This is a genomic window from Streptomyces sp. AN091965 (assembly GCF_022698285.1).
Taxonomy (GTDB): domain Bacteria; phylum Actinomycetota; class Actinomycetes; order Streptomycetales; family Streptomycetaceae; genus Streptomyces.
In genome coordinates this window covers 5,780,877-5,793,933 of sequence record NZ_JALDMY010000001.1, presented here as the reverse complement: position 1 = coordinate 5,793,933, position 13,057 = coordinate 5,780,877, and the positions used below count along the sequence as shown (strand labels likewise).

The 13,057-nt window shown below is 66.7% G+C and carries 12 protein-coding genes; all 12 read right to left on the bottom strand.

Translation table 11 applies throughout. From position 1 onward, the window contains the following. Positions 1-25: 25 nt before the first annotated feature. Complete coding sequence (gene rpsS / locus MQV74_RS24660; protein ID WP_003948639.1) at positions 26-307, bottom strand: 30S ribosomal protein S19; 282 nt, start codon at positions 305-307, stop codon at positions 26-28. A 12-nt stretch (positions 308-319) separates the two neighbouring features. After that, complete coding sequence (gene rplB, locus MQV74_RS24655; protein ID WP_030685474.1) at positions 320-1,156, bottom strand: 50S ribosomal protein L2; 837 nt, start codon at positions 1,154-1,156, stop codon at positions 320-322. 38 nt (positions 1,157-1,194) lie between these two features. After that, the gene (gene rplW, locus MQV74_RS24650) at positions 1,195-1,611 is read right to left on the bottom strand and encodes a 50S ribosomal protein L23 (protein ID WP_030685476.1); all 417 of its coding nucleotides are present in this window, start codon (positions 1,609-1,611) and stop codon (positions 1,195-1,197) included. Further along, positions 1,611-2,261, bottom strand: a complete 651-nt coding sequence (gene rplD, locus MQV74_RS24645; RefSeq protein ID WP_030685479.1) for a 50S ribosomal protein L4 — start codon at positions 2,259-2,261, stop codon at positions 1,611-1,613. The genes rplW and rplD overlap by 1 nt, the downstream gene beginning before the upstream one ends. Positions 2,262-2,269: 8 nt before the next feature. Next, entirely contained in the window at positions 2,270-2,914 is a 645-nt protein-coding gene (rplC, locus tag MQV74_RS24640; protein WP_138961312.1) for a 50S ribosomal protein L3, read from the bottom strand. A gap of 14 nt (positions 2,915-2,928) precedes the next feature. After that, on the bottom strand, positions 2,929-3,237 hold the full coding sequence (gene rpsJ / locus MQV74_RS24635) for a 30S ribosomal protein S10 (RefSeq protein ID WP_003948644.1): 309 nt from the start codon (positions 3,235-3,237) through the stop codon (positions 2,929-2,931). Between the two features lie 512 nt (positions 3,238-3,749). Continuing rightward, entirely contained in the window at positions 3,750-4,943 is a 1,194-nt protein-coding gene (gene tuf / locus MQV74_RS24630; RefSeq protein WP_030685484.1) for an elongation factor Tu, read from the bottom strand. A gap of 149 nt (positions 4,944-5,092) precedes the next feature. Continuing rightward, positions 5,093-7,219: an elongation factor G gene (gene fusA / locus MQV74_RS24625; RefSeq protein ID WP_030685487.1), complete on the bottom strand. Its 2,127-nt coding sequence runs from the start codon at positions 7,217-7,219 to the stop codon at positions 5,093-5,095. A gap of 39 nt (positions 7,220-7,258) precedes the next feature. Beyond that, positions 7,259-7,729, bottom strand: coding sequence for a 30S ribosomal protein S7 (gene rpsG, locus MQV74_RS24620; RefSeq protein ID WP_003974303.1), 471 nt, complete (start codon positions 7,727-7,729; stop codon positions 7,259-7,261). A 2-nt stretch (positions 7,730-7,731) separates the two neighbouring features. Next, positions 7,732-8,103, bottom strand: coding sequence for a 30S ribosomal protein S12 (gene rpsL, locus MQV74_RS24615; protein WP_003948652.1), 372 nt, complete (start codon positions 8,101-8,103; stop codon positions 7,732-7,734). A gap of 334 nt (positions 8,104-8,437) precedes the next feature. After that, positions 8,438-8,890, bottom strand: coding sequence for a DUF1707 and DUF4190 domain-containing protein (locus MQV74_RS24610; RefSeq protein ID WP_278195087.1), 453 nt, complete (start codon positions 8,888-8,890; stop codon positions 8,438-8,440). A 176-nt stretch (positions 8,891-9,066) separates the two neighbouring features. Beyond that, positions 9,067-12,966 (bottom strand): DNA-directed RNA polymerase subunit beta', encoded by a 3,900-nt coding sequence (locus MQV74_RS24605; RefSeq protein ID WP_242721158.1) that lies wholly within the window; start codon positions 12,964-12,966, stop codon positions 9,067-9,069. Positions 12,967-13,057 lie beyond the last annotated feature (91 nt).

The window sequence follows — 13,057 nt, the reverse complement described above, 5'->3', positions numbered from 1 at the left end:
TAGTCATAGTCGATTCCACCCCGCCTTAGCGGCGCTTCGACTTCCGGTCGTCCTTGACGTGACCCCGGAAGGTGCGCGTCGGCGAGAACTCGCCGAGCTTGTGGCCGACCATCGACTCGGTGACGAACACCGGGATGTGGGTCTTGCCGTTGTGCACCGCGATCGTGTGGCCGAGCATGGCCGGGACGATCATCGAGCGGCGGGACCAGGTCTTGATGACGTTCTTGGTGCCGGCTTCGTTCTGGACATCCACCTTCTTGATCAGGTGGTCGTCGACGAAGGGCCCCTTCTTCAGGCTACGAGGCATCTCAACCCGTCCTTAGCGCTTCTTGTTCGTCTTGCGGCGGCGGACGATGTACTTGTTCGACGCCTTCTTGGGCGAACGAGTACGGCCTTCCTTCTTGCCCCAGGGCGAGACCGGGTGACGACCACCGGAGGTCTTGCCCTCACCACCACCGTGCGGGTGGTCAACCGGGTTCATCACGACACCGCGAACGGTGGGACGGACGCCGAGCCAGCGCTTGCGGCCGGCCTTGCCCCAGTTGATGTTCGACTGCTCGGCGTTGCCGACCTCACCGATGGTGGCGCGGCAGCGGACGTCGACCAGACGGATCTCGCCCGACGGCATGCGCAGGTGGGCCATCGAGCCCTCCTTCGCGAGCAGCTGCACCGAGGCACCCGCGGAGCGGGCGAACTTGGCGCCGCCGCCCGGACGGAGCTCGATCGCGTGGATCGTGGTACCGACCGGGATGTTGCGCAGCGCCAGGTTGTTGCCGGGCTTGATGTCGGCGCCAGGGCCGTTCTCAACCCGGTCACCCTGCGACAGGTTGCGCGGAGCGATGATGTAGCGCTTCTCGCCGTCTGCGTAGTGCAGCAGGGCGATGCGCGCGGTGCGGTTCGGGTCGTACTCGATGTGCGCGACCTTCGCCGGCACGCCGTCCTTGTCGTGACGACGGAAGTCGATCACGCGGTAGGCGCGCTTGTGTCCGCCACCCTGGTGGCGAACGGTCACACGACCGGCGTTGTTACGGCCGCCCTTGCTGTGCAGCGGGCGGACCAGCGACTTCTCCGGCGTGGACCGCGTGACCTCGACGAAGTCGGCGACGGAGGAGCCACGGCGGCCCGGCGTCGTCGGCTTGTACTTGCGGATTCCCATTTCTCAGTCCTCGTCCGATATTCGGACCAGGGTCTCCGTTAGGAGGCCTGGCCGAAGATGTCGATACGGTCGCCCTCAGCGAGGGTCACGATCGCGCGCTTGGAGTCGGCACGCTTGCCGAAGCCCGTACGAGTGCGCTTGCGCTTGCCCTGGCGGTTGAGCGTGTTGACGCCGGTGACCTTGACCGAGAAGACCGCCTCGACGGCCTGCTTGATCTGGGTCTTGTTGGCGCCGGGCGCGACGACGAAGGTGTACTTGCCCTCGTCGAGCAGCGCGTAGCTCTTCTCCGAGACGACCGGCTTGAGGAGCACGTCACGGGGGTCCGTGAAGCTCTTGCTCAGCGGCGTCTCGACGGTGTTCTTGCCCTCGGTGGCGTGGCGCTTCGCCTTGGCGACGCGCGCGGCCTTGGCGGCCTTGGCGGCCTTCGAGGCGATAGCGGGGTGACGGATAGCCATCAGGCCTCGCTCCCTTCGGTGTCATTGGCCTTCGGGCCCGACACGAAGGACTCGAACGCGGCCTGGGTGAAGACCACGTCGTCCGAGACGAGAACGTCGTACGTGTTCAGCTGGCCCGGCTCCAGGATGTGGACCTGGGGCAGGTTACGGGCGGACAGCACGGCCTTCTCGTTCTCGCGCTCGACGACCAGGAGCACGTTCTTGCGCTCGCTGATCTTGCCGAGGAGAGCCTTGACGGCCTTCGTGGAGATGTCGCCCTCGACCACGTCGGAGACGACGTGGATGCGGCTGTTGCGGGCCCGGTCGGTGAGGGCACCGCGCAGGGCGGCGGCCTTCATCTTCTTCGGGGTCCGCTGCGAGTAGTCACGCGGCACGGGACCGTGCACGACGCCACCACCGGCGAACTGCGGCGCGCGGGTCGAACCCTGGCGGGCGCGGCCGGTGCCCTTCTGGCGGTACGGCTTCTTGCCGCCACCACGGACCTCGCCGCGCGTCTTGGTCTTGTGCGTGCCCTGGCGGGCAGCGGCCAGCTGCGCGACAACGACCTGGTGGATCAGCGGGATGCTGACCTTCGCGTCGAAGATCTCCGCGGGGAGCTCGACGGTACCGGCCTTGTCGCCTGCCGGCGAAAGGATCTCAACAGTGCTCATCGGTTACCTCAGGCCCCCTTGGCCGCGGTGCGGACCAGGACGAGGCCGCCGTTCGGACCGGGAACCGCGCCCTTGATGAGCAGCAGACCCTTCTCCGCGTCAACGGCGTGGACGGTCAGGTTCTGGGTGGTGACCCGCTCGTTGCCCATGCGGCCCGCCATGCGGAGGCCCTTGAACACGCGGCCCGGGGTGGCGCAGCCACCGATGGAACCGGGCGAGCGGTGCTTGCGCTGGGTGCCGTGGCTGGAGCCGAGGCCACCGAAGTTGTGGCGCTTCATGACACCGGCGAAGCCCTTGCCCTTGCTCTTGCCGGTCACGTCGACCTTGACGCCCGACTCGAAGGTCTCGGCGGTGAGCTCCTGGCCGAGGGTGTACTCGGACGCGTCCGAGGTACGGATCTCGACGAGGTGGCGACGGGGGGTCACGTCGGCCTTGGCGAAGTGGCCCTTGAGGGGCTTGTTCACCTTGCGCGGGTCGATCTCGCCGAAGGCGATCTGGACCGACTCGTAGCCGTCGCTGTCATTCGTACGGACCTGGGTAACAACGCAGGGCCCGGCCTTGACCACGGTCACGGGGACGACACGGTTGTTCTCGTCCCAGACCTGGGTCATGCCGAGCTTCTCGCCCAGGATGCCCTTGATCTGCTTGGTCATCTCTTCCGTGCCTCTCAGAGCTTGATCTCGATGTCAACGCCGGCCGGAAGGTCCAGGCGCATCAGCGAGTCAACGGTCTTGGGCGTCGGGTCGAGGATGTCGATCAGGCGCTTGTGCGTGCGCATCTCGAAGTGCTCGCGCGAGTCCTTGTACTTGTGCGGCGACTTGATGACGCAGTACACGTTCTTCTCAGTGGGCAGCGGCACCGGGCCCGCGACCGACGCACCAGTACGCGTCACCGTCTCGACGATCTTCTTCGCCGAGGAGTCGATGACCTCGTGGTCGTAGGCCTTGAGCCGGATGCGGATCTTCTGTCCCGCCATGGCTACTTAGTAGTCCTTTGTCTCGAACGCTCTGGCCCCCGGAAGGCCCGTTTTTCTACTTCCTCCGACCCACGCGGTCGGGCGTGTCGCAGTCCCGCTCACACAGATCTCCCGAAGGATTTCCCTGCTAGGGGCTGCGGCCCTGGATGACCGCGGGTCCGGGGGAAGAAACCCACCGGGTGCCTGGCCGAGCCACCGCACCGCACTTCCCGAAAGATTCCCGTACGTCCGCCACAGCGCTGCCTTACGGCAGATGGGGCGACGAGTACTGTGGGACTCGCTTTCAGTCCTCCCGGCGGGAGGCGCACAGCATCGGCACTCAACCGAGCAACCTGAACAGTGTGCCACACCTGGGACGACGAAGGCCAATCGAGCCGATTGTCAAGCGGCACGGCCGCCCGCGGCGCGCCCCGGAACGACAAAAGGCCCCACCCGCCGTAACGGCGAGCGGGGCCTCTTGCTGCGCTCAGTTCAGAGCAGCCGGGTCACCCCGACCAGCAAGCAAGCGGAGCTTACTTGGTGATCTTGACGACCTGGCCGGCGCCGACGGTCCGGCCACCCTCACGGATGGCGAACTTCAGGCCCTCTTCCATGGCGACGGGCTGGATGAGCTCCACCTTCATCTCGGTGTTGTCACCCGGCATGACCATCTCGGTGCCCTCGGGGAGGGTCACGACGCCGGTCACGTCCGTCGTACGGAAGTAGAACTGCGGGCGGTAGTTGTTGAAGAACGGGGTGTGACGGCCACCCTCGTCCTTCGACAGGATGTACGCCTGCGCCTCGAACTCGGTGTGCGGGGTGACCGAGCCCGGCTTGATGATGACCTGGCCGCGCTCGACGTCCTCGCGCTTGATGCCGCGGAGCAGCAGACCGACGTTCTCACCGGCCTGGCCCTCGTCGAGCAGCTTGCGGAACATCTCGATGCCGGTGACCGTGGTGGTGGTCTTCTCGGTCTTGATGCCGATGATGTCGACGGTCTCGTTGACCTTGAGGACACCACGCTCGATACGACCGGTGACGACGGTGCCACGACCGGTGATCGTGAAGACGTCCTCGATCGGCATCAGGAACGGCTTGTCGACGTCACGCTCGGGCTGCGGGATGGCCTCGTCGACGGCCTTCATCAGGTCGAGGACGGACTTGCCCCACTCGGCGTCGCCCTCGAGCGCCTTGAGCGCCGAGACCTTGACGACCGGGACGTCGTCGCCCGGGAACTCGTACTCGGAGAGGAGCTCACGGACCTCGAGCTCGACGAGCTCCAGGATCTCCTCGTCGTCCACCATGTCGGCCTTGTTCAGGGCGACGACGATGTACGGAACGCCGACCTGGCGGGCCAGGAGCACGTGCTCCTTGGTCTGCGGCATCGGGCCGTCGGTGGCGGCGACCACGAGGATGGCGCCGTCCATCTGCGCGGCACCCGTGATCATGTTCTTGATGTAGTCCGCGTGACCGGGGCAGTCGACGTGGGCGTAGTGACGCGTCTCCGTCTGGTACTCGACGTGCGCGATGGAGATGGTGATACCGCGCTGACGCTCTTCGGGAGCCTTGTCGATCTGGTCGAAGGCCGAGGCCTCGTTCAGGTCGGGGTACGCGTCGTGCAGCACCTTGGTAATGGCGGCCGTGAGGGTCGTCTTACCGTGGTCAATGTGACCGATGGTGCCGATGTTGACGTGCGGCTTAGTCCGCTCGAACTTCGCCTTCGCCACTGGGGTCCTCCTGTGGAGTGGTTCTGTACGCCTTACTTCATCGGCGCCAGGTGATCTTTGCTGGGGTGCCGACCGCCGGGGCATTCCTCACGGATCGCGGGGTTTGCCCCGGCCGACGGTGTCAAGCCTAAAGCGTGTGCTCGGGTGAGCTACTCGCCCTTGGCCTTCGCGATGATCTCCTCGGCGACGTTCCGCGGAACCTCGGCGTAGGAGTCGAACTGCATCGAGTAGCTTGCGCGACCCGACGTCTTGCTGCGGAGGTCTCCGACGTAGCCGAACATCTCCGACAGCGGAACCAGGCCCTTGACGACCCGGGCGCCACTGCGCTCCTCCATGGCCTGGATCTGGCCACGGCGGGAGTTGATGTCGCCGATGACGTCGCCCATGTAGTCCTCGGGCGTGGTGACCTCGACGGCCATCATCGGCTCGAGCAGCACGGGCTTGGCCTGCCGCGCGGCCTCCTTGAAGGCCTGCGAACCGGCGATCTTGAAGGCGAGCTCGGAGGAGTCGACCTCGTGGTAGGCGCCGTCGAGCAGCGTGACGCGGACGCCCGTCATCTCGTAGCCCGCCAGGATGCCGAACTGCATGGCCTCCTGCGCACCCGCGTCCACCGACGGGATGTACTCCCGCGGGATGCGGCCACCGGTGACCTTGTTCACGAACTCGTACGACGCGTCGCCGTCGACGATGGGCTCGATCGCGATCTGCACCTTGGCGAACTGACCGGTACCACCGGTCTGCTTCTTGTGGGTGTAGTCCACGCGCTCGACGGCCCGACGGATCGTCTCGCGGTACGCGACCTGCGGCTTGCCGACGTTCGCCTCGACGCGGAACTCGCGCTTCATGCGGTCGACGAGCACCTCGAGGTGAAGCTCGCCCATACCACCGATGATGGTCTGGCCGGTCTCCTCGTCCGAGTGGACCTGGAAGGAGGGGTCCTCCTCCGAGAGGCGCTGGATGGCGACACCCAGCTTCTCCTGGTCGCCCTTGGACTTCGGCTCGATGGCGACCTGGATGACCGGCGCCGGGAAGTCCATGGACTCCAGGATGACCGGGGCCTTGTCGTCACAGAGCGTCTCGCCCGTGGTGGTCTGCTTCAGACCCATGACGGCGACGATGTCACCGGCGCCCACCGACTCGATCTCCTCACGCTTGTTCGCGTGCATGCGGTAGATCTTGCCGATGCGCTCCTTCTTGCCCTTGACGGAGTTCAGCACGGCGGTGCCGGAGTCAAGGCGACCGGAGTAGATCCGGACGAAGGTGAGCTTGCCGAGGTGCGGGTCGCTCGCGATCTTGAACGCGAGGGCCGCGAGCGGCTCGTCGTCGGACGGCTTGCGCTTGACGATCTCCTCCGGGTCCTTGGTGCCGTGGCCCTCGATGGCCTCGACGTCCAGGGGGGAGGGGAGGTAGCGCACGACCGCGTCGAGCAGGGGCTGGACGCCCTTGTTCTTGAACGCGGTGCCGCAGAACACGGGGGTGACGGTGGTGTCGCCGCCCTTGCCCGAGGCGATGGTGATGCGACGGATCGCCGCGTACAGCTGCTCCTCGGTGGGCTCCTGGCCCTCGAGGTACAGCTCCATCATCTGCTCGTCGTTCTCGGCGACGGCCTCAAGCAGCTTGCCGCGCCACTCGTCGGCGGCCTCGGTGTGCGTGGCCGGGATGTCGACGATGTCGTAGGCCTCGCCCATCTTGGTCTCGGCGGACCAGACGAAGGCCTTCATCGTGACGAGGTCGACGACGCCCTTGAAGTCAGCCTCCGCGCCGATGGGCAGCTGCATGACGATCGGGGTCGCACCGAGGCGGTCGACGATCATGTCGACGCAGCGGTGGAACTCGGCACCCGTACGGTCGAGCTTGTTGACGAAGCAGATGCGCGGGACGCCGTAGCGGTCCGCCTGACGCCACACGGTCTCGGACTGGGGCTCGACACCGGCGACGCCGTCGAACACCGTCACGGCACCGTCGAGCACGCGCAGGGAGCGCTCCACCTCGACGGTGAAGTCGACGTGCCCGGGGGTGTCGATGATGTTGATCGTGTGGTCGACGTCGTTCAGCGGCCAGTGACAGGTGGTGGCAGCAGAGGTGATCGTGATGCCACGCTCCTGCTCCTGCTCCATCCAGTCCATCGTGGCGGCACCGTCGTGGACCTCACCGATCTTGTACGAGACACCGGTGTAGAACAGGATCCGCTCGGTGGTCGTCGTCTTGCCCGCGTCGATGTGAGCCATGATGCCGATGTTGCGCACCTTGGCCAGGTCAAGTGAAGTGGTAGCCATATCGGCTCAGTCTTCTCTCGGTCTCGATGGGGGTAGCGACTACCAGCGGTAGTGCGCGAAGGCCTTGTTGGACTCGGCCATCTTGTGGGTGTCCTCACGCTTCTTCACAGCGGCACCCAGGCCGTTGGAGGCGTCGAGGAGCTCGTTGAGCAGACGCTCGGTCATGGTCTTCTCGCGACGGGCGCGGGAGTAACCCACCAGCCAGCGCAGGGCCAGCGTGTTGGCACGACCGGGCTTGACCTCGATCGGCACCTGGTAGGTCGCACCACCGACGCGGCGGGACTTGACCTCGAGGGTCGGCTTGATGTTCTCCAGCGCGCGCTTCAGCGTGATGACCGGGTCGTTGCCCGTCTTCTCACGCAGACCCTCCATGGCGCCGTAGACGATGCGCTCGGCGGTGGAGCGCTTGCCGTTCAGCAGCACCTTGTTGATGAGGGAGGTCACCAGAGGAGAGCCGTACACCGGGTCGATGATGACCGGGCGCTTCGGGGCGGGGCCCTTACGAGGCATTCTTACTTCTCCTTCTTGGCGCCGTAGCGGCTGCGGGCCTGCTTGCGGTTCTTGACACCCTGGGTGTCGAGGGAGCCGCGGATGATCTTGTAGCGAACACCCGGCAGGTCCTTCACACGGCCGCCGCGCACGAGCACGATGGAGTGCTCCTGCAGGTTGTGTCCCTCACCCGGGATGTAGGCCGTGACCTCGATACCGGAGGTCAGACGCACACGCGCGACCTTCCGGAGCGCCGAGTTCGGCTTCTTCGGGGTGGTCGTGAACACACGCGTGCAGACGCCACGGCGCTGGGGCGAACCCTCGAGTGCGGGCGTCTTGTTCTTCTCGACCTTGTCCTGCCGGCCCTTCCGGACCAGCTGCTGGATCGTAGGCACTACTTCTCCGGTTTCTGTGTGCCGAATAGTAAAGCTAACCTGGAACGTTGCCGACCCACGCGGTCGGGTGTGTCGAATGCTGCAGACCCCCGCTAAAAGCGAGAAGGGCGCAGATTGCGGTGGCCGGATCAGACTCACGATGCGGTTGAAGACACGCGCGCGAGCCCAGGCACACCCCAGGCACAAGGTCTGAGCGTACCTACCTCATTGGCTGCGGTCAAAACAAATACCCCGCACCCCGGACACGCCGGGCGCCTCGGGCGCCGTGAACCGTTGATCGACTTTCGGCCCCGTCCGCCGTCACCGTCCGCCGACTTCTGCCGCCGGACGAGCCCTATCCCCCGGCCGCCGCAGTGATCAGCAGCAGGAGGAGCGCCCACCCGGCGATCCACACCCACCCCAGGGCCAGGCCCGCCACCGCCTGGCCGTCGCCGCCCTCGCGGCTGCGGCGGATCTCCGAGCGGGCGATGTGGCCGAGAACGACCGCGGGCAGCGCCGAGGCGCCGAAGGTGAAGAACGTCGCGATCCCGCACACCAGGGCCGCGGTGGCCTTGCCGTTCGTGGGCGGCGCCGCCATGAAGGTGTGCGGCACCGCGGGCGGGGCCTGGGGGAAGCCCGTGGGGCCCTGCGGCAGGTCGGCGACCAGGAGGCCCAGCTCCCCCACCGTACGCGCCTGGTAGGCCCGCTCGACGCGGCGCTCGTACTCGTCCTGCTGGAGGCGGCCCTCGGCGAAGCCCGCGCGCAGCACGTCGACCGCGCGCTCCCGGTCGGAGTGGCCCGCCAGCATCGACGGCTGCCCCTGCTGTCCCGGCCACGGCGCCGGCTGCCCCCACGGACTGGTCACGATACGCACGCTCCCCCACACGATGTGTGCCCTCCATCATGCGGCAAAGCGCCGCGGGGCGGCCACCCGACTCTCGTCGGGCGACCGCCCCGCGGTGTGTCTCGCGCTGGAGGCGAGGACTACTGGTTGTAGGGACCGTAGTCGTAGTCCTCCAGCGGAACGGCCTGGCCGGAGCCCGTGCCGAACGGCGAGTAGTCGATGTCGTCGTAGCCGACGGCCGAGTACATCGCGGCCTTGGCCTCCTCGGTCGGCTCGACCCGGATGTTGCGGTAGCGGGACAGACCCGTACCGGCCGGGATGAGCTTACCGATGATGACGTTCTCCTTGAGGCCGATGAGGCTGTCGGACTTGGCGTTGATCGCCGCATCCGTCAGGACTCGGGTCGTCTCCTGGAAGGAGGCGGCCGACAGCCAGGACTCCGTCGCCAGCGAGGCCTTGGTGATACCCATCAGCTGCGGACGGCCGGAGGCGGGGTGACCGCCCTCGGTGACCACACGACGGTTCTCGGTCTCGAACTTCGAGCGCTCGACGAGCTCGCCCGGCAGCAGCTCCGCGTCGCCGGACTCGATGATCGTCACGCGGCGCAGCATCTGCCGGATGATGATCTCGATGTGCTTGTCGTGGATCGACACGCCCTGCGAGTTGTAGACCTTCTGGACTTCGCCGACCAGGTGGACCTGGACCGCGCGCTGGCCGAGGATGCGCAGCACGTCGTGCGGGTTGGTGGCACCCACGGTGAGCTTCTGGCCCACCTCGACGTGGTCGCCCTCGCCCACGAGCAGACGGGCACGCTTCGAGATCGGGAACGCCGTCTCGTCGCTGCCGTCGTCCGGGGTGACGACGAGCTTCTTGGTCTTCTCGGTCTCCTCGATGCGGACGCGGCCCGCGGCCTCGGAGATCGGGGCGACACCCTTCGGCGTACGGGCCTCGAAGAGCTCGACGACACGGGGCAGACCCTGGGTGATGTCGTCACCGGCCACACCACCGGTGTGGAAGGTACGCATCGTCAGCTGGGTACCGGGCTCACCGATGGACTGGGCGGCGATGATGCCGACCGCCTCACCGATGTCGACCAGCTTGCCGGTGGCGAGCGAGCGGCCGTAGCAGAAGGCACAGGTGCCGACCGCGGACTCACAGGTCAGGACCGAGCGGGTCTTGACCTCCTCGACGCTGTTGGCGACCAGGGCGTCGATCAGGACGTCACCCAGGTCGACGTTGGCGGGCGCGATGACCTTGCCGTCGATGACGACGTCCTCGGCCAGCATGCGGGCGTACACGGACGTCTCGACGTTCTCCGTCTTGCGGAGCACGCCGTCCTCGCCACGGACCGCGATCTTCAGCTTCAGGCCGCGCTCGGTGCCGCAGTCCTCCTCGCGAATGATGACGTCCTGGGAGACGTCGACCAGACGACGGGTGAGGTAACCGGAGTCGGCGGTACGGAGAGCCGTGTCCGCCAGACCCTTACGGGCACCGTGCGTGGAGATGAAGTACTCGAGCACGGAGAGGCCCTCGCGGAACGAGGCCTTGATCGGACGCGGGATGGTCTCGTTCTTCGCGTTCGACACCAGACCGCGCATACCGGCGATCTGCCGCATCTGCATCATGTTTCCTCGGGCACCCGAGTCAACCATCATGAAGATGGGGTTGGTCTTGGGGAAGTTCGCGTTCATCGCCTCGGCGACCTCGTTGGTCGCCTTGGTCCAGATCGCGATGAGCTCCTGCGTGCGCTCTTCCTTGGTGATCAGACCGCGCTCGTACTGCTTCTGGACCTTCTCGTCCTGCGCCTCGTAGCCCGCGACGATCGCCTTCTTGGCCTCGGGGACCACGACGTCGGAGATGGCCACGGTGACGCCGGAACGGGTCGCCCAGTAGAAGCCGGCCGCCTTCAGGTTGTCGAGCGTCGCCGCCACGATGACCTTGGGGTAGCGCTCGGCGAGGTCGTTGACGATCTCGGAGAGCTGCTTCTTGCCGACCGAGTAGTCGACGAACGGGTAGTCCTCGGGCAGCAGCTCGTTGAAGAGCGCGCGGCCCAGGGTCGTCCGCAGCCGGAAGCTGTCGCCCTGCTGGTACTCCTGCTCACCCTCCTCGGCGACCGGCGGCACCCAGCCACGCGGCGGGATGGTGCCCACCGGGAAGCGGATGTCGACGGACGACTGGAGCGCGAGCTCGTCGGCGTCGAACGCCATGATCGCCTCGGCGGTGGAGCCGAACGCACGGCCCTCGCCCTTGACGTCACGCAGCTCGCCGTCGGTGGTGAGGAAGAACAGACCCAGGACCATGTCCTGCGTCGGCATCGTCACCGGACGGCCGTCGGCGGGCTTGAGGATGTTGTTCGAGGACAGCATCAGGATGCGGGCCTCGGCCTGCGCCTCCGCGGAGAGCGGCAGGTGCACGGCCATCTGGTCACCGTCGAAGTCCGCGTTGAACGCGGTGCAGACGAGCGGGTGGATCTGGATGGCCTTGCCCTCGACCAGCTGCGGCTCGAAGGCCTGGATGCCGAGGCGGTGCAGCGTCGGCGCACGGTTCAGCAGAACCGGGTGCTCGGCGATGACCTCTTCGAGGACGTCGTACACGACCGTGCGGCCGCGCTCGACCATCCGCTTGGCGCTCTTGATGTTCTGCGCGTGGTTCAGGTCGACCAGGCGCTTCATCACGAACGGCTTGAAGAGCTCAAGCGCCATGGCCTTGGGCAGACCGCACTGGTGCAGCTTCAGCTGCGGACCGACGACGATCACGGAACGCGCGGAGTAGTCCACGCGCTTACCGAGAAGGTTCTGACGGAAGCGGCCCTGCTTGCCCTTCAGCATGTCGCTGAGGGACTTCAGGGGGCGGTTGCCGGGACCGGTGACCGGGCGACCGCGGCGGCCGTTGTCGAACAGCGCGTCGACGGCCTCCTGGAGCATGCGCTTCTCGTTGTTCACGATGATCTCGGGCGCACCGAGGTCGAGAAGGCGCTTCAGGCGGTTGTTGCGGTTGATCACGCGGCGGTACAGGTCGTTCAGGTCGGAGGTCGCGAAGCGGCCACCGTCCAGCTGCACCATCGGACGCAGGTCCGGCGGGATGACCGGGACGCAGTCGAGGACCATGCCCTTGGGGCTGTTGGAGGTCTGCAGGAAGGCAGACACGACCTTCAGCCGCTTCAGCGCACGGGTCTTCTTCTGGCCCTTGCCGGTGCGGATGATCTCGCGGAGGCGCTCGGCCTCCTCGTCGAGGTCGAAGGACTCCAGGCGCTTCTGCAGCGCCGCGGCACCCATCGAGCCGTCGAAGTACGTGCCGAAGCGGTCACGCAGCTCGCGGTAGAGCAGCTCGTCGCCCTCGAGGTCCTGGACCTTGAGGTTCTTGAAGCGCGACCAGACCTCGTCCAGGCGGTCGATCTCGCGCTGCGAACGGTCGCGCAGCTGCTTCATCTCGCGCTCGGCGCCCTCGCGCACCTTGCGGCGCACGTCGGCCTTGGCGCCCTCGGCCTCGAGCTCGGCCAGGTCGGTCTCGAGCTTCTTGGCGCGGGCCTCGAGGTCGGCGTCGCGGCGGTTCTCGATCTGCTGACGCTCCACGGAGACGTGCGCCTCCAGGGAGGGCAGGTCGCGCGTGCGGCGCTCCTCGTCCACGAACGTGATCATGTACGCGGCGAAGTAGATGACCTTCTCGAGGTCCTTCGGCGCGAGGTCGAGCAGGTAGCCCAGACGCGACGGGACACCCTTGAAGTACCAGATGTGCGTGACGGGCGCGGCCAGCTCGATGTGGCCCATCCGCTCACGACGCACCTTGGCGCGAGTGACCTCGACGCCGCAGCGCTCGCAGATGATGCCCTTGAAGCGGACACGCTTGTACTTGCCGCAGTAGCACTCCCAGTCCCGGGTCGGACCGAAGATCTTCTCGCAGAAGAGTCCGTCCTTTTCGGGCTTGAGGGTGCGGTAGTTGATGGTCTCGGGCTTCTTGACCTCGCCGTGGCTCCACTGACGGATGTCGTCCGCGGTAGCCAGGCCGATCCGGAGCTCGTCGAAGAAGTTGACGTCGAGCACTATGCGTCAATCCCTCTCAGGGTCGTGTCTCAATCAATGGTCTGTCGGGGTCCGGGGGCCCGCCACCCCGGTGTCGGGGGTGGCGGGGGAC